Source organism: Virgibacillus sp. L01 (assembly GCF_052246775.1).
In the GTDB taxonomy this organism is placed as follows: domain Bacteria; phylum Bacillota; class Bacilli; order Bacillales; family Amphibacillaceae; genus Lentibacillus.
The window spans coordinates 199,370-216,299 of sequence record NZ_JBQQCP010000007.1 but is presented as its reverse complement, the minus strand read 5'-3'; the positions used below and the strand labels follow the sequence as shown (position 1 = coordinate 216,299).

The window sequence follows — 16,930 nt, the reverse complement described above, 5'->3', positions numbered from 1 at the left end:
TGCTTTTAGTATTCGCGGTTGATATAAATTGCGACACAGTGTTGAAAATAATTCTATGACGCCGCTCCGGAAATACACTTCGCTTTCCGTGGACAACACTTCAGTTTATCAATAGCAACAATCTTTTATAAAACAGCCTTCTAGTTATCCACACTTTTTTCAAACATGTTAATAAATCTTCAAAATCCCTCCACATATATTCCACTTATTCACAGTGTAGTTGTGCATAAGATTTTATTCTCCTGTTTATATTGTGGATATTCTCCTGAAATGTTGTGTGTAAGTCACCTTAACTGTTAATAAGCTTGTGTATAATTATTTTCATTTTAAATTGAACCTTTTCACGTCATAATTCGTATGTAGACTATCAACAATGATTGGAGTGAAATTAAATGGAAGAAGTAGCATTAATAGATATATTTAGAGAAATTAACTGGGCCATCATTGCACCGATTATTATTATTCAGGGAATTTTACTTATTGTTTCCGTAATTGATTTAGTAAGAATCGAAAAAACAAACGGGCCCAAATGGCTTTGGTTCATTATCGTTATTTTCATTAACATAATTGGACCAATTATCTATTTTATTTTCGGGAGGAGACAGGATTAAATGGCGTTACTTACGGTTAATAATTTAACCAAGAATTATGACGGCAAACCTGCAGTTAATGAGATAAATTTTCAATTTCAGCCTGGTAAATGTATTGCACTAATTGGACCAAATGGTGCAGGAAAAACAACTACATTACGCATGTTATCGGGATTAATCAAACCTTCCAGTGGATCGGTTACGTTTTCTGAAATGAAACAAAATGATGACATTAGAAAATACATTGGCTACCTTCCACAATATCCAGTCTTTTATGCATGGATGACCGGGAAAGAATTCCTCATCTATGTAGGTCGTCTAGCACATTTATCTAAAGAGGAAGCTAACAAGCGCACAGAAAGGCTTTTGGAACGTGTTGGCCTGACTGAAGCTAAGAATAGGCGAATCGGTAAATATTCTGGTGGAATGAAGCAACGCCTTGGCATAGCCCAAGCTATGATTCATCACCCAAAGCTTCTGATGCTTGATGAACCGGTATCATCATTGGACCCGATTGGGCGCAGGGAAGTTCTAACCTTAATGGAAGAGCTGAAAGAAGACATGACGATTTTATTTTCTACCCACATTCTCGGCGACGCAGATGAGGTTAGTGATGATCTTTTGCTTTTACATGAAGGACAAATTGTTGAATCTGGTTCCATGGAAGAACTTCGTCATAAGTATCAGACAGCTAAGATAGAACTGGGATTTGAGGACGAATTAGTAAACTATCAAACTAAAATAGATAGCTTGCCATCTGTTGCAACCTGTTATATGGATCGGAACACAATTCATGTGACGGCAACAGATATTTTAAGTGCACGCAAAGAGATTCTTGCAGCTGCTTCTAAAGAAGAATGGCCACTAACATCTTTTGCCATTAACCGCGCGTCACTGGAAGACATGTTTATGAAGGCGGTGAGCAACTAATGCAATGGATAACACTTTTCAAAAAAGAGCTTGTCGAAAATATCCGGAATTTTAAATGGATATGGGTACCTTTAGTCATGATTCTAATCGCCACCATGGATCCGGTATCAAGCTATTACTTACCACAGATTATTGATGCTGTTGGAGGAATGCCTGAGGGAACTGAATTCCAGCTACCAGATTTCGCCCCAAGTGATGTCGTTATGATGAGTCTGTCGCAAATAAGCAGTATTGGTGTACTAGTTATCGTACTTATGTCGATGGGGACCATTTCCGGTGAGCGAAAAAGTGGAGCTTCTGAACTTGTTTTAGTTAAACCGGTATCATATACAAACTATATTACTGCCAAGTGGGCTGCAGTACTATTATTAACTCTGACTGCCCTGGCATTAGGAATGCTTTCCAGCTGGTATTATGTGAATCTTCTATTCGGTTATTTATCTTTTGGTGCACTTCTGCAAATTATTTTCTTTTATGGATTATGGCTTGCATTAGTTGTGTCCTTATCCATTTTTTACAACACACTATTAAAAATACCTGGTCTTGTAGCATTTCTTACAATTGCAACCATCCTGGTAATGAAACTGATAACAACTATCTTTTCACATCTTCTAGAATGGAGCCCTAATAATATCTCAGGATATATTAATCAAATGCTCATATCTGGCAGTGTCCCATCAGAATTAACAGGTGCAGCAATTGTAACAATAGCAATGATTATCTTGTTAATAGCAGGATCTATTTACACATTCAAATCAAAGGAAATGGCAAATTAAAAAATGAGGCGGGGACATAACTAAAACTTCTACTTTAAAGAAGAATAATAACAGGCTAGGATTTTTAGAATGTTCATTTTCAATGGCTGGTTGTAATACGTAGTTGGTATAAAAAGCGACGTACTTTTTAAAAAGTTTGATTATGCCGCTTCGGAAATACACCTCGCGCACCTAGGGCGGCTGATGAGCCTCCTTGCTCCTACGTCGCTGCGTAGTCTCATCTAGGCCTCATCTCGAGGCCACTGAAAAACTACCATCTTTTTAACTAAGTAAAAATTAATTCCCAATTCTCATGCAATATTCACCTTACAGTGGAGAGTAACATATCATTTTACCTGTTATTCACTATATAAAGTGGGAATTAATTTTTCCAAAATATGTTTTTCAGCAGCCTCGCCTCATCTCCCACAGGAGTCTACGTGTATTTCCTCCGCTGGGTTTTGCTCACTAAATTTATAAACGCATATGTGATGAATAAGAAAAGTTTTAAACAATTAAAACCAGCAGTTGGAATATGCGAGACTCCTGTGGGACAGCGAGCCTAAGAGACCCCACAGTGAGCGTACTTTGCGAGTGAGGAGGCTCGTGGTGAGCCCACGGAAAGCGAGTATATTCCAACTGCGTAGGTAGAGTGCCACACTAAATGGTTAGCCATAGTTTACTTCGCAGTTTATATCTAATCTTCAACAAATATAAATCCGAACTAATTCGAATTCTATTTCAAGAATTTTGAATAATAGTTCGGATTTACTTTGACTAAAACGCCTTTGTCCCAGCCTCTCTATTTCACTTTTACAGTTGTAATCTTCCTTAAGAATATAAAGGAAACACAATAAACTACCAATCCTAAACCTAACATCTGATAAAAGAAAGCAAGATCAATATCTGAAAATAGGTTAATAAAGAAATCGACAATCCAGCCCTTAGCGATACTTATAAGCAACAAAACTACTAATACTCCTAAAAAGCTTCCGCCTCCTGCAAGGCCATATTTAAAGAATAATAGCCCCACCACAAACATGAATGCAAGGAAGAAAAACATTACTGATGTATCAATGAGGATTCTTGTATACCATGTGTTATCCACAAAATATGCCAGATGAAGAAATGAAAATGTATCTACGCCAGTCATCTCAGCAAATACTTTAACAACCTCCTGAAGGATACTAGCTGCTGTACCCATAAATAATGAGATAGCCAGAAAAAATATCCCTAAGCTAACAAATACGCTTTTACGAGTAGCCCCCATCTTTATGGAAAATGGAATTGATTCTTTTACAGTTAAGAACCCTAATATTCCACAATATATATACATTGGCACAGTTAAACTAAACGTCATCATTCCATTCTCTACATCCGTTAAAAAATACGCGAATGCAAGTGAAACTACTAATATGCTTAGTAAAATCGTCCAAAAAATGAGAAGTGAATAGCGAATATCAGTAATAAAGAAATAAAGTAAGCCCTTTAATTGTCTGCTCATCGTTATGCCCCCTTCTTTTCCGTTAAATAAATCATCAGTTCCTGAATAGGAATTCCTTCTGCAGATAGGCCTGCAGATTTTGCTTGTTCTATATTTCCATACACATAGGCTGTCATCATCCCAGCAAGATTCTTACTCTGAATTACTTCCTTACCTTTAACAAATTCTTCAACATCCCGAACCGTTCCAGAAACAGCACATGTATTGTTACGCAATTCTTCTGCTTCTTCTTTTAAGACTAATTTTCCATCCTGCAGAATAAGAACTTCTTCAAACATGAGGCTGACTTCATCAATAAGGTGTGTCGAAAAAATTACTGTCCGTTTTTCAGATTCATACTCTTCCAGTAAAATCTCATAAAACTTTTTGCGCGCCGCAGCATCAAGTCCAATGTATGGCTCATCGAAAATCGTAATTGGTGCTTTACTTGCCAGCCCAACTATTATCCCTAGAGATGATTCCATACCTTTTGATAAGGCTTTTACTTTGGCATTCAAATTTAGATTATATTCAGCTATTAACTCATCAGCCAGTTCCTGATCCCATGTTGGATAAAAATAGGAATAAATACGAAGTACGTTTTTTACTTTTAAATCTTTTTTAAAGTTGTTTCCCTCTTTAATTAAACAAATCGATTCTGTTAATCGCTGATTATCAAATGGTTTCTCACCATCTATCAAGATCTGTCCTTCCGATGCTAAAATCTGTCCTGATAATATTTCCATGAAAGTTGTCTTTCCTGCCCCATTCCTTCCAAGCAATCCGTAAATTTTAGGTTCATTAAGCTCAAATGAAACATTGTCAAGCGCATTTGTATCCTTATATTTCTTAGATACGTTTTTCACTTTAATCTTCATAACTATTATTCCCCTCTCTGTTTACCATTTCCAATAATTCTTCCTTACTGATGTGCAATTTCCTTGCTTCACTTTTAAGAGGCAGCATGTAATTGTCGTAAAAAGTTTTTTTTCGTTTCTTAATTAAAATTGTCTTAGCATGTTCTGTTACAAACATCCCAACACCCCTTCGCTTAACTAAAATACCTTCATGAACAAGTTCATTAATACCTTTTGCGGCTGTTGCAGGATTAATTTGGTAGTAGCTTGCAAATTCATTTGTGGAAGGCACCCGTTCACCCTGCTTAATCGATTCGTTGATAACTGAGTCTTCAAGTTGCTCTTTAATCTGAAGGAAAATAGGTTTACTTTCATCTAACTGATTTTTCATATACAAGCCCCTTAGTTAATTGGTTAATTAGTTATGTAACTAACCATATAACTATAGCAATCATTTGTCAATATTATTTTAGAAAAACTTTATGAAACTAAAAGTGAATTGTGATTGCATCAGTGTTATAGCAAAAAAATTAGGCCCTGCAGATATAAAGTGCAGGGCCTATCAATCTTCTCCTATTTTTTTATCTTCCGTTTTTGGCAATCTACCAGATTTCTTAGCAGATTCCCTTAGTAAGTATTCCACATGACTATTAACGCTGCGAAATTCATCCTTTGCCCAGGATTGCAGAACATCATATAACTTCGGGTCTATTCGTAGTGGGAAATTCTTTTTTTTAGCCATAGAACCCCTCTTTTTTATTGATAAAGTGAACCTGTATTAACAACGGGCTGTGTACCACTATCTGAAACAATCGACACAAGCAGATTATTAATCATCGCCGCACGACGTTCCTCATCCAGTTCCACATTCCCTTCTTTCTCAATTCGTTCAATGGCATCCTGGACCATTCCAACTGCACCCTCTACAATTTGTTTTCGGGCTGCAATAATCGCACTTGCCTGCTGGCGCTGCAACATTGCTTGCGCTATTTCAGTGGAATATGCAAGGTGTGTTAAGCGCGTTTCGATGACTTCAACGCCTGCTACTGTCAAGCGTTCCTGAAGCTCTTTTGCCAGATGGCTTGATACTTCTTCCGCATTACCACGTAACGTCACTTCTTCGTCGGTAAATGTATCGTATGGATATTTTGTTGCAACTGCCCTGATAGCGGTTTCGCTTTGAATCTCAACAAATTTTTCGTATCTATCTACCTCAAATACTGCTTTAGCTGCATCAACTACTTTAAATACAATAACAGCCGCAATTTCAATCGGATTACCATTAACATCATTCACCTTCAACTGAGAACTATTAAAGTTTCGTACACGAAGCGAAATTGTGCGTCTGATTGAAAATGGAACCGTGATCACAATTCCCTCTCTTCGAATACTTCCCATGTATTTTCCGAGAAAAGTAACTACTACTGACTGATTTGGCTGGATTAAGGTAATTCCACTACCCAGTACGACAGCGACAACTAGACAAATAGCACCAATAACAAACAGCTCTTGAAAAAAACTGACTACAGTGACGGCCAGTAGGACTGCAATCGTAAGAATACCAACATAGCCATTCATCATCCATGCATCTTTTTCACGCAACATGTTAACACACCTTCCCCAAGATACTTGATTTTATAATGATATATATATGATATCATCATTGTTTAATTTTGTAAATTTAATTAGCTAACCTTAGCTAACCTTTAAATTATCTGTTGGATTTTTCTCGGCTATAATAAGGTAGCTTTCACCATCAGTACTAATAGTGATATCGCCGAATACTGCGGTTGAGTATATAGCTGCATTAACCTTGATCAAGTTTTTTATTACACGATCAACAGGGTGACCATAGTCATTCTTCTCGCTGTACGTGAGGATTGCAAGTTCCGGGCTTACCTCTTCCAAAAATTCCGTTGAAGTGCTTGTGCTTGATCCATGATGTGCAACTTTTATAATTTCGGATTGCAAATTATACCTTTTCAGCAGTTTCTTTTCTTGTTCTTTTTCGACATCCCCCATAAGTAAAAAGTCTGTTTCCTTAAAGCTGATTTTTAATGCAATTGATGATTCGTTATTATCTTTATTTCCAGTGTGTGTATTTAATATTCTTATTTTAAAAAGTGGATCAATTTGAATCAATGTATTTTGCTTAGCAATTTCAACAGGAATACGTTGTTTCAGTATCTGACTGATATACTTTGCATATGTCTTAGTCGAATGCAGCTTTCCAGAATCAATAATCCGTTCAACTTCAAATGACTTCATGACGCGCGTCAAACCACCAATATGGTCGATGTCAGGATGTGTAGCAATTAACAAATCGATTTTTTCAACATTATGTTCCTCAAGGAAGGCAACTACCTCTTTTCCTGCATCCGGTGGACCACCATCAATTAGAATATTTTTATCAGAAGGGGTTTGTACCAAAATACTATCCCCTTGGCCAACATCAATGAAGTGGACATCCAATTCGGTTTGTTCCCCATGAACATTTTGACCGGAACAGGTTAAAACCAAAAACAACAACATGATCGATAAGCTCACACGTAAATATCTCTGCATGAAAGACATCCTTTTATCAAATTTGGAATTTCTTTATAGTTTTCCACCGAATCAATTGAAAAATACAGAGTCAGTGGGTCAATTTTTGAGGTGACTATTTTAGTGCGGTGACTGCCACTTCCCAACTGGTTGAAGTTCTCACATATCCGGTTGAACAACCACGCCAATACGTAAGAAGCCGCTGACAACTTATGTCAGCGGCTTCCCATTGTTAAAGATTATTCACCTTTTACAACAACAATCTCACCATTTGTTACATCTACTTGAACAGCTTCAACTGTTTCTTCTTCTAAAATCAGATCTGTTAATTGATCTTCAATTTTATCTTGGATAACACGGCGTAATGGTCTTGCGCCAAAGCGGCGATCATAGCCAAGTCGTGCTAATTCTCTTTTTGCATCATCTGTTACTGTGATCCTAATATCATTTTCTTCAATTCTTTCTTCTAATTCTGCAAGCATTAAATCAACAATTTCTATTAAATGATCCTCAGCTAGTTCATTGAAGGTAACAATACCATCAAAACGGTTCAAGAATTCAGGTTTAAAATAATCACTTAAGTTTTCAAGTGTTGAAACTGATTCATGTGCGTCTTTATTAAATCCAACATTAACTTCCTTCACACCAGTTCCAGCATTACTTGTCATGATGATTACAGTGTCTTTAAAGCTTACTGTTCGACCATGTGAATCAGTCAAATGGCCATCTTCCATAATTTGCAGGAACATATTCTGTACATCTGGATGTGCTTTTTCTACCTCATCCAGCAAGAGGATTGAATATGGGTTGCGTCGAACACGTTCAGTTAGCTGCCCCGCTTCCTCATGCCCTACATAACCTGGTGGTGATCCAATAATTTTAGACACTGCATGCTTCTCCATATACTCACTCATGTCTAGACGAATTAAGCTTTCACGGGAACCGAATAATTCTTCAGCGAGTGCTTTAGTCAACTCGGTTTTTCCTACACCAGTTGGACCAACAAATAAGAATGATCCAATTGGACGATATTTAGATTTTAAACCTGCACGACTGCGGCGAACTGCTTTGGCTACTTTATTAACTGCCTCCGGTTGTCCAATAACTTTTGTTCCAATATTTTCTGCGATATTTTTCATTTTTTCTTGCTCATCAGTTTGCAGTTTTGTTACAGGAATACCAGTTTTTTCTTCAATAATTAACTGAATATCAGCTACATCAACATCGACAACCTGTTCGTCGTTTTTAGCTGTTTCCAGTTGCTTTTGCAATTGAATTTCCTGATAGCGCAAATTCGCTGCTCGTTCATAGTCTTCTTTTTCTGCAGCTTGCTCTTTTTCACTGACAACCTCGTCTATTTTTTGCTGAATTGAGTTGGAATCTTTCTCTGCATTTGAAAGATTTAAACGCGAACCAACTTCATCCATAAGGTCGATAGCTTTATCTGGTAAGAAGCGGTCCTGGATATAGCGCTGTGATAATGTCACAAATGCCTTAACTGCCTCTTCAGAGTATCGAACTTCATGAAAGCTTTCGTAACGAGATTTTATTCCGTTTAAAATTTGTATTGCCTCATCTGCTGAAGGCTCTTTTACGATGATTGGCTGGAAACGACGTTCTAGTGCCGCATCCTTCTCAATTTTACGATATTCCTTTAATGTTGTAGCACCTATCAATTGCATTTCGCCTCGAGCTAATGCAGGCTTCAGAATATTTCCTGCATCCATCTGCGAGCTTTCTGCAGTGCCAGCTCCTACTAATAAATGAATCTCATCAACAAATAAAATTACATTTTTACGTGATTGCAGTTCTTGAATAAGTTGCTTCATCCGTTCTTCAAATTGTCCACGAACACCTGTATTTGCTACAAGTGAAGCAACATCCAACAGATAAATTTCTTTGTTCATAAGCTTGGCTGATACCTTTCCCTCAGCAATTTTAAGGGCTAGTCCTTCAGCAATAGCTGTTTTACCAACGCCAGGTTCCCCTATTAAAACAGGATTGTTTTTATTTCGGCGATTTAACGTTTCAACAACTCGCTTCACTTCATTGTCCCGACCAATAACAGGGTCGATTAAACCAGCACGTGCTGCGTCTGTTACATTCTTACCAAGCTGATCCAATAATCCATCGCCATTACCTGCTTGTTGTTGTGCCTTTGTTCCGGTATAGCTTTGACCATTCCCTTGGAAAAATTCATCCGCAAAACTATCTTGATTATTTTGAGCTGATCCATAACCACCGCTCATTAATTGACCTTGTATTTCTTGAAAACATTCATTACAAACGTGCATATGCATTTTCTCATTGTTGATTTGCATGGCTACATTAATTGATGCTGGGTGAATACCACATTGTTGACACTTCATATGTCACTCCTCCTTGTGATTTCCATTTATTTTAAAAGGTTTGACTTTGACTATATTTGACCTTTAACTTCATTATACTCTGACCAATTTTGACTTTCAAGTGTTTGAGATTATTTTTTTTTAAAAAAACTTGGCTTTTCGCCTAACGGGATCAGTTTTGGAAGCATTGGAAATCCCATAATAATTAGCATACATTTCGCCCTTCTTGTTGAAGAACCCATTTTAGCGGAATGAGGACCCGGTTTACTATTTTGGCGGATCCTCATTCCGTTATTTCCTTCAAAACCCTTGTTTTAAGCTTGGGTTCGGATCCTCATTCCGCTATTTGTTATTTTTGCCTCAAATTTGGCTGATTTTCTACTAATAGCGGAATGAGGATCCGTCACACCCTTCTGAGAGCATCTTTTCTGCTATTTAGCGGAATGAGGATTCACTTCGACTGATTATCGGACCCTCATCCCGGATTTTAATACTTCTTTTCCTTATTGTATAAAAACCAATAATATTGTTATATCAACTCATGAAGTAGGAAAGCAGATAAACTTTCTTATCCGCCTAACAATTTTTGATCATTACATGTTTTATCCAATAACCAATATTTTAAAACATTTCAAACTGCTATTATTCCTTTAAATTACATATAATAATCTTTACAATAAATATTAGAAATGCTTGGCTTATCGCCATGTTTTAGTAGAACTCATTTAAATGCTGATGTTTTGGAGCGGAGGATTTGTAGTGCAGGACTTACGGTTAGAACGCAGAAAACAGGAGAAATCAAAAAAGCGAAAGAAACGAGTGTTGTATTCAGTACTCTTTCTTATAATAATTATCATTGGAGTTGGAGGTTACTTATTTCTTCAAACATTCAATGCTGCTAAAGACTCCTATAATGGATTAGATCGTCCTGGGGGTAAATCCGAACTGCGAAACGATACTGTTACAATCGGAGAAGATCCTATTTCAATTTTATTGATGGGGATTGAAAACTATTCTACCGGTGGAAAAAATGGACGTTCCGATACGCAGATAGTTGTTACACTCAATCCAGACACGAACAAGATGACAATGACATCGATTCCAAGAGATACCAGAGTTAATTTACCGGCAGAAGCTGTTGGACAGGAACATGCTGGTTTTCACAAAATTAATGCAGCATATACTTATGCCTCCCTTTCCGGATATGGCGCATCAAAACTAACGGTCGAAACAGTGGAAGATCTGCTTGATATACCAATTGATGAGTACGCTGCAGTCGACTTCGAAGGCTTTCGTGATATTGTTAATGCAATTGGTGGTGTGACAGTAGACATTAAGAAAGGTTTCTGGGAGAAAAATATCTATAATAATGATAAGAGAATTTATTTTACGAAAGGTACCTCAAAGTTAAGTGGCGAAGAAGCACTGGCTTTCGTCCGGATGCGAAAAAGGGCGGTGAATAGTACTTATCCCCGTGATGAAAGACAGCGCCAGTTTATTAAAGCAGCTATTAGCGAAGCAATATCAGTTGGTACTATTTTTAAAGTTGGAGAGATAACAGATATCCTTGGTGAGCATGTTAAAACCAGCTTAAAGCCAGCTGAAATCTATGCTTTAGAAAAGGAATACTCCTCAATAGATACCGCAGCTATTGAAACATTTCAAATAGAAGGATCCAATCAACGGGTAAATGGGTTATCTTATTTCATCCCTTCTAATCACGGCCTTGCTGAGATATCAGAGAAATTAAAGCAGGAATTGGAGTTATCTGCTGATAAAGTTCAGGATGAATGATAATGATAAGAATGGGATAGTTCGATACGTCGACGTCCCTCATGTTATGAGTGTTTAACTTTGACGATCCTTTTACTCAAAGTTCCTAATTAATTTTCATAAATTCATTGACTTGTTTTCTTTTTTCTGTAAAATAATAATTGAAAATGAAACTCATTATCAATTAGGTACATACACTTAATATCAAAGGAGATTACTTATGAAAAAAAGATTTTTTATAATCAGCATAATCGCTTTATTATCTATACTTTCATTAGCTGCATGCGGAAATACTTCAGAGGATGGTGATACTTCTGAAGTGTCTAATGATGCTAAAGGAGAAATCAACCTTTATACAGGACGTCATTATGAAACTGACCAGGAATTATATGACCAGTTTACAGAAGAGACAGGAATCCAAGTTAATGTTATTAAAGGTAAAGATGATGAGTTAATAGCACGGTTGGACCGTGAAGGAAAAGCATCTGAGGCTGACCTATTTATTACAGCTGATGCAGGACGTCTGCACATTGCGAAAGAAAAAGGGCTACTGCAGGAAATAAAAAGTGATACGGTTAACAAAAATATTCCGAATAAGTATCGTGATGAAGAAAATAATTGGATTGGATTAACAAAGCGAGCTCGTATAATTGCTTATCATAAAGACCGGGTTAATCCTGAAGATATTCAAACATACCAAGATCTAACATCCGATACTTTTCAGGATAAAGTACTAATTCGTTCATCTTCTAACATATACAATCAATCCTTATTAGCATCACTAATTGCTATCGATGGTGAGGAAGGTGCTACAAAGTGGGCTTCAGGCATTGTAGATAATATGGCAAGAGACCCAAAAGGTGGAGATCGTGACCAGGCAATTGGAATTGCTGCAGGTGAAGGTGATGTAGCAGTAATGAATACCTACTATTTAGGTAAAATGCTGAATTCTGAAGAGGAAGAACAAGTAAAAGCAGCCGAACAACTTGGTATCATTTTTCCAAACCAAGAAACAACTGGTACCCATGTAAACATTAGTGGAGTCGGTTTAACAGCAAGTAGTAAGAATAAAGAGAATGCTATTAAATTCATAGAATTTTTAACAACTGAAAATGCTCAAGAGCAATTTGCCAAAGCTAACTATGAGTACCCTGCCAATCCAGATGTGGAACCAACTGAGCTATTGAAATTATGGGGTGAATTTAAAGAACAGGATCTTAACCTAACCGAGTTAGGAGAAAATAACGATACAGCAATTAAGATAATGAATAAAGTTGGATGGAAATAATAAGATTAGAAATTCGCTCGCCAACCCTTAATGGTGAAATTCTAAATGGACTTATGTATTTCCTAAACCGCTTAAAAATACTGCATCCATGTTATAAAAGATGCAGTATTTTGATATACATTATAATTGAGAACTGTTATCATTAGTATATTAATACCTTATTAATTATCATGTGTAGAACCTCATCCATGACTAAGGGAAGTGTACGTGTTTGAAGCTGTATCGAAAGTTACCTGGTTATATGAACTTATGGACATTTTTATCCTTATTTATTGTTATTTTGATTCTGCTACCAAACGTTTCAATTTTATTGAACTTTTTTACGCAAGAAACTTCCAATTGGCAGCATATACAAGAATATATCCTCCCTTTACTGTTAAAGAACACTTCTATTATTATACTATTCACAGGCATACTTACTATTTTAATCGGAACCAGTTTAGCATGGCTTATCTCAGCTTATGACTTCCCACTAAAACGTTTTTTTAAATGGGGGTTAATTTTACCGTTAGCAATCCCTCCATACATTGCTGCATATACGTATAATGGGATACTAAACTACACAGGAACCATTCAAACAATATTACGGAATAGGTTTAATGTAACCTTAAATCAGGACTACTTTGATATTATGACACTTCCTGGGGCAATTTTTATTTTTACAGTGTTTCTGTATCCATACGTATACATGATAACCCGTACTTTTTTAGCTAACCAGTCTTCTTCACTGATTGAGAATGCCCGTTTACTTGGGGGGAATGCGTATACCGTTTTCTTTCGGATCGTTCTTCCAATTTCCCGAAGTGCAATTGTTGGAGGCGTCAGTCTTGTTTTACTGGAAGTATTGAATGACTACGGTGTGGTCAAATACTTTGGTATTCAAACTTTTAGTACAGCTATTTTTCAAACTTGGTTTGGAATGGGCGATTTAAATGCTGCTATTAAATTATCAGCAACGCTTATGTTTATTGTCTTCTCTATTCTAATTATTGAAAAGCTCCTCCGTTCTCGCAGACGGTATAGTCAGTCGTCCGCTAAAGTACGTCCGCTTTACACAATACGATTAAATGGATGGCAACGCTGGATTGCATTTAGTTATTGTTCTATCATATTTGGGCTTGGGTTTTTAATTCCATTTATCCAATTGATTGATTGGATGCTTTTAACCTATAGAAAAATTATTGAACCAGTATTTGTAACGTTAATTGGCAATTCAGTATTTGTAGCATTTTTTGGGTCACTTATTATTGTTACATTTGCTGTTATCATTGCTAACTTTGCACGTATGCATCAGAGTTTTCTTGCCAAGACATCTTCACGTATCACTATTCTTGGTTATTCAATTCCTGGTGCTGTAATTGCAGTCGGTATTATTACAGTTTTTATAAAGATTGATAATTTACTTTTTGGTGTTTATGAGTCTATCGGAATGCAACCTTCGCTATTCTTGAGCACTAGTTTATTTATGCTTATATCTGCATATGTTGTCCGATTTCTAGCGGTTGGATTTAATGCGATTGAATCCGGGTTTGATGAAATCGGGAGTAAATATACAGAGGCATCACGTATATTAGGCATGGGAATAACAAAGACTTTTATTAAGGTTGATTTCCCCTTAATAAAAGGTGCGATTCTTAGTGGGTTTTTATTATCTTTTATTGAAATACTAAAAGAACTCCCACTAACTTTAATCTTACGACCGTTTAACTTTGATACACTATCGACTAAAGCATTTCAATATGCTAGTAATGAGCAAATACAAGAAGCTTCTTTAGCATCTATTATTATTATAATAATCAGCGGGATTGCGATTTATATATTTCACCAAGTTTTAGAAAAGGGGCCCAGATAACATGTATATTCAAATCAAAGATGTTTCGTTTTGCTACTCAAATTCAAAAGAGAATATTATACATCAATTTAACCTTAATGTTACCAAGGGAGAAATTGTCTCTATTCTTGGTGAAAGCGGTAGTGGAAAAAGTACTGTACTGCGTCTGCTTTCTGGACTTGAAACTCCGCTAAAAGGTTCAATTACAGTGAACAATGAAGTTATGACAGATGATTACCATTTTGTTCTACCAGAAAAAAGAGGCGTTGGTATGGTATTCCAGGACTATGCATTATTTCCTCATATGACTGTGTCTGAGAATATTCAATTCGGTTTGAAGGGCCATACCAAGAAGGAAAAGAAGCAGCGTGTTGATGAAGTGCTTGAATTAATCAATATGGTCAATTATAAAAAACGCTATCCTCATGAACTCAGTGGTGGTCAGCAGCAACGTATAGCTTTAGCAAGAGCGATAGCTCCTAAACCATCACTTCTATTGCTCGATGAACCATTCAGTAATTTAGATGCTGATTTACAGATTAGAATTAGAAATGAATTAAAAGATATAATTAAAAAGACGGGTATTACATCTATTTTTGTAACCCATGACAGAAGAGACGCACGTGCGATTGCTGATCGCATCATTACAATGCGCGACGGTGCAGCTTATGAATGGGAATCTATTTGTACCACTCATACTGTCGATAATAAACGATTAGAAGCAATTAAATGAATGACGAATTTAATAACCCAACTGCTCTGGCTATGAGCAGTTAGGTTTTATTAGCAATTAAGCAGTAATGCCATGTTTCCTTAGTTATTTTTTAACATTTTCCTTCTTTCTTAACTCTACTCTTCTAATTTTTCCAGAGGTAGTTTTCGGTAATTCTTCAATAAACTCAATTTGTCTTGGATATTTATATGGTGCTGTTAAATTTTTGACATGGTCCTGAAGTTCCTTAACCAGCCCGGAGCTACTAGGGTCAACACCTTCCTGCAGTACGATAAATGCTTTAACCACATTTCCGCGAATTTCATCTGGACTTGCTACAACGGCACATTCCTGAACAGATGGGTGTTTAACCAAAGCATCTTCCACTTCAAAAGGTCCAATAGTATAGCCGGAACTAATAATAATATCATCACTTCGTCCTTCAAACCAGAAGTATCCTTCTTCATCTTTTGATGCCTGATCACCTGTCACATAATAGTTACCGCGCTGTGACATTTTTGTTCGTTCTGAATCCTTGTAATATTCCCTGAACAGTGCCGGGCAGTCCAGTTTAACTGCGATATCACCGATTTCATTTACCGGTACCGGCTCCCCATTTTCTCCAACAACGTCTACATCATTGCCAGGGGTTGGTTTACCCATCGATCCTGGTTTTACTTTCATACCCTTCATAAAACCTAACAATAATGTATTTTCTGTTTGACCATAGCCATCACGAACGGTCACATTAAAATATTTTTGGAACGTATCGATAACTTCTCTGTTTAAAGGTTCTCCTGCTGAAACCGCACTGTGCATTGCAGGCAATTGATAGTCTGTTAGATTATCCACTTTCGCCATCAAACGATATTCAGTTGGCGTACAGCACAATACATTAATTTCATTATCCTGCAAAAGACCTAAATATGTTTTCGGATCAAATTTACCATTATAAACAAACCCGGTTGCACCCGCACCTAGTACAGATAAGAATGGACTCCAAACCCATTTTTGCCAGCCTGGGCCTGCTGTTGCCCATACCTTGTCCCCCTCATTAATACATAACCAATTCTCAGAGGCTGTTTTCAGGTGAGCATACCCCCATCCGTGCGTATGTACAACTCCCTTTGGATTCCCAGTTGTACCTGATGTATATGGCAGAAATGCAATTTCATCACTTTTGGTATCAGCCATTTCCAATTGATCAGAAGCCTGTTCTTTTAATGAGTCCAAATCATGCCAGCCTTCAACTTGTTTCCCTACTGAAAACAATGCTAATTGATCATATTCTTTAATGTCTTTGTACTGATCAACAAATGGATAATAACTTACTACCCCACTTACTTCACCATGACTGACTCGGTATTGCAAATCCTTTGTTTTCAGCATTTCTGAACTCGGGATAATGATAATACCTGTTTTTAATGCAGCCAAATATGTTTCATATGCTTCTATCAATCTTGGAATCATAATGAGGATTTTATCCCCTTTTTTCAAACCATTTTCCAGGAATGCGTTTCCAATTTTATTTACATTCTTCATCAACTGTTCATAGGTAATCTCTCTTGACGCACCTTTATCATCTTTCCAAATCAAAGCTTTTTTAGTTGGATCTGTTGCAAAACGCTCCATCTCCATTACGATATTATAATCTTTGGGAGCAATTAAATCATCTCTGTTCATCTTATCAACTCCAATGCTTAGGATATTATTTTATTATAGCAAAGGTTTGGAAAATTTTAAATAAATTTAAAAACTAAGCCAGAATTCGATTTATATCGACAAATTTTTCAAAATACTATTCCAATGATATACCTTC

The 16,930-nt window shown here is 36.7% G+C and carries 15 protein-coding genes; 7 read left to right on the top strand and 8 right to left on the bottom strand.

Features of this window, described 5'->3' with window-relative positions:
- Positions 1 to 392: 392 nt before the first annotated feature.
- From ACTWQM_RS14355 to ACTWQM_RS14345, 3 genes are read left to right on the top strand one after another with little or no spacing between them, the layout of a single operon-like run.
- Positions 393 to 611 carry a PLDc N-terminal domain-containing protein gene (locus ACTWQM_RS14355; protein ID WP_443258847.1) on the top strand — a complete coding sequence of 73 codons (219 nt, stop codon included), beginning with the start codon at positions 393 to 395 and terminating at the stop codon, positions 609 to 611.
- Complete coding sequence (locus ACTWQM_RS14350) at positions 612 to 1,520, top strand: ABC transporter ATP-binding protein (RefSeq protein ID WP_443258846.1); 909 nt, start codon at positions 612 to 614, stop codon at positions 1,518 to 1,520.
- Positions 1,520 to 2,296, top strand: a complete 777-nt coding sequence (locus ACTWQM_RS14345) for an ABC transporter permease (RefSeq protein ID WP_443258845.1) — start codon at positions 1,520 to 1,522, stop codon at positions 2,294 to 2,296. The genes ACTWQM_RS14350 and ACTWQM_RS14345 overlap by 1 nt, the downstream gene beginning before the upstream one ends.
- 781 nt (positions 2,297 to 3,077) lie before the next feature.
- On the opposite strand, the gene ACTWQM_RS14340 is transcribed toward ACTWQM_RS14345, so the two are convergent.
- The 7 genes from ACTWQM_RS14340 to ACTWQM_RS14310 form a co-directional block, all read right to left on the bottom strand.
- Entirely contained in the window at positions 3,078 to 3,779 is a 702-nt protein-coding gene (locus ACTWQM_RS14340; RefSeq protein ID WP_443258844.1) for a hypothetical protein, read from the bottom strand.
- 2 nt (positions 3,780 to 3,781) lie between these two features.
- Positions 3,782 to 4,636 (bottom strand): ABC transporter ATP-binding protein, encoded by an 855-nt coding sequence (locus ACTWQM_RS14335; RefSeq protein WP_443258843.1) that lies wholly within the window; start codon positions 4,634 to 4,636, stop codon positions 3,782 to 3,784.
- Positions 4,626 to 5,006, bottom strand: coding sequence for a GntR family transcriptional regulator (locus ACTWQM_RS14330; RefSeq protein WP_443258842.1), 381 nt, complete (start codon positions 5,004 to 5,006; stop codon positions 4,626 to 4,628). The genes ACTWQM_RS14335 and ACTWQM_RS14330 overlap by 11 nt, the downstream gene beginning before the upstream one ends.
- A 171-nt stretch (positions 5,007 to 5,177) precedes the next feature.
- Positions 5,178 to 5,357: a toxin-antitoxin system HicB family antitoxin gene (locus ACTWQM_RS14325; protein WP_443258841.1), complete on the bottom strand. Its 180-nt coding sequence runs from the start codon at positions 5,355 to 5,357 to the stop codon at positions 5,178 to 5,180.
- Between the two features lie 14 nt (positions 5,358 to 5,371).
- Positions 5,372 to 6,217 carry an SPFH domain-containing protein gene (locus ACTWQM_RS14320; protein WP_443258876.1) on the bottom strand — a complete coding sequence of 282 codons (846 nt, stop codon included), beginning with the start codon at positions 6,215 to 6,217 and terminating at the stop codon, positions 5,372 to 5,374.
- A 93-nt stretch (positions 6,218 to 6,310) separates the two neighbouring features.
- On the bottom strand, positions 6,311 to 7,180 hold the full coding sequence (locus ACTWQM_RS14315; protein ID WP_443258840.1) for a ComEC/Rec2 family competence protein: 870 nt from the start codon (positions 7,178 to 7,180) through the stop codon (positions 6,311 to 6,313).
- 218 nt (positions 7,181 to 7,398) lie between these two features.
- Complete coding sequence (locus ACTWQM_RS14310; RefSeq protein WP_443258839.1) at positions 7,399 to 9,528, bottom strand: AAA family ATPase; 2,130 nt, start codon at positions 9,526 to 9,528, stop codon at positions 7,399 to 7,401.
- A 738-nt stretch (positions 9,529 to 10,266) separates the two neighbouring features.
- Here ACTWQM_RS14310 and ACTWQM_RS14305 point away from each other — a divergent pair.
- From ACTWQM_RS14305 to ACTWQM_RS14290, 4 genes are all read left to right on the top strand, one after another.
- On the top strand, positions 10,267 to 11,301 hold the full coding sequence (locus ACTWQM_RS14305) for an LCP family protein (protein ID WP_443258838.1): 1,035 nt from the start codon (positions 10,267 to 10,269) through the stop codon (positions 11,299 to 11,301).
- A gap of 199 nt (positions 11,302 to 11,500) precedes the next feature.
- Positions 11,501 to 12,568 carry a Fe(3+) ABC transporter substrate-binding protein gene (locus ACTWQM_RS14300; RefSeq protein WP_443258837.1) on the top strand — a complete coding sequence of 356 codons (1,068 nt, stop codon included), beginning with the start codon at positions 11,501 to 11,503 and terminating at the stop codon, positions 12,566 to 12,568.
- A 241-nt stretch (positions 12,569 to 12,809) separates the two neighbouring features.
- Entirely contained in the window at positions 12,810 to 14,420 is a 1,611-nt protein-coding gene (locus ACTWQM_RS14295) for an ABC transporter permease (RefSeq protein ID WP_443258836.1), read from the top strand.
- Between the two features lies 1 nt (position 14,421).
- Positions 14,422 to 15,132 carry an ABC transporter ATP-binding protein gene (locus ACTWQM_RS14290; RefSeq protein ID WP_443258835.1) on the top strand — a complete coding sequence of 237 codons (711 nt, stop codon included), beginning with the start codon at positions 14,422 to 14,424 and terminating at the stop codon, positions 15,130 to 15,132.
- Between the two features lie 84 nt (positions 15,133 to 15,216).
- On the opposite strand, the gene mbcS is transcribed toward ACTWQM_RS14290, so the two are convergent.
- Entirely contained in the window at positions 15,217 to 16,794 is a 1,578-nt protein-coding gene (gene mbcS, locus ACTWQM_RS14285) for an acyl-CoA synthetase MbcS (protein ID WP_443258834.1), read from the bottom strand.
- Positions 16,795 to 16,930 lie beyond the last annotated feature (136 nt).

Excerpts from the sequence above, each read along its gene's own strand:
- ACTWQM_RS14355 (WP_443258847.1), top strand. The coding sequence starts at position 393 with ATGGAAGAAGTAGCATTAATAGATATATTTAGAGAAATTAACTGGGCC.
- ACTWQM_RS14350 (WP_443258846.1), top strand. The coding sequence starts at position 612 with ATGGCGTTACTTACGGTTAATAATTTAACCAAGAATTATGACGGCAAA.
- ACTWQM_RS14345 (WP_443258845.1), top strand. The coding sequence starts at position 1,520 with ATGCAATGGATAACACTTTTCAAAAAAGAGCTTGTCGAAAATATCCGG.
- ACTWQM_RS14340 (WP_443258844.1), bottom strand. The coding sequence starts at position 3,779 with ATGAGCAGACAATTAAAGGGCTTACTTTATTTCTTTATTACTGATATT.
- ACTWQM_RS14335 (WP_443258843.1), bottom strand. The coding sequence starts at position 4,636 with ATGAAGATTAAAGTGAAAAACGTATCTAAGAAATATAAGGATACAAAT.
- ACTWQM_RS14330 (WP_443258842.1), bottom strand. The coding sequence starts at position 5,006 with ATGAAAAATCAGTTAGATGAAAGTAAACCTATTTTCCTTCAGATTAAA.
- ACTWQM_RS14325 (WP_443258841.1), bottom strand. The coding sequence starts at position 5,357 with ATGGCTAAAAAAAAGAATTTCCCACTACGAATAGACCCGAAGTTATAT.
- ACTWQM_RS14315 (WP_443258840.1), bottom strand. The coding sequence starts at position 7,180 with ATGCAGAGATATTTACGTGTGAGCTTATCGATCATGTTGTTGTTTTTG.
- ACTWQM_RS14310 (WP_443258839.1), bottom strand. The coding sequence starts at position 9,528 with ATGAAGTGTCAACAATGTGGTATTCACCCAGCATCAATTAATGTAGCC.
- ACTWQM_RS14300 (WP_443258837.1), top strand. The coding sequence starts at position 11,501 with ATGAAAAAAAGATTTTTTATAATCAGCATAATCGCTTTATTATCTATA.
- ACTWQM_RS14295 (WP_443258836.1), top strand. The coding sequence starts at position 12,810 with ATGAACTTATGGACATTTTTATCCTTATTTATTGTTATTTTGATTCTG.
- ACTWQM_RS14290 (WP_443258835.1), top strand. The coding sequence starts at position 14,422 with ATGTATATTCAAATCAAAGATGTTTCGTTTTGCTACTCAAATTCAAAA.
- mbcS (WP_443258834.1), bottom strand. The coding sequence starts at position 16,794 with ATGAACAGAGATGATTTAATTGCTCCCAAAGATTATAATATCGTAATG.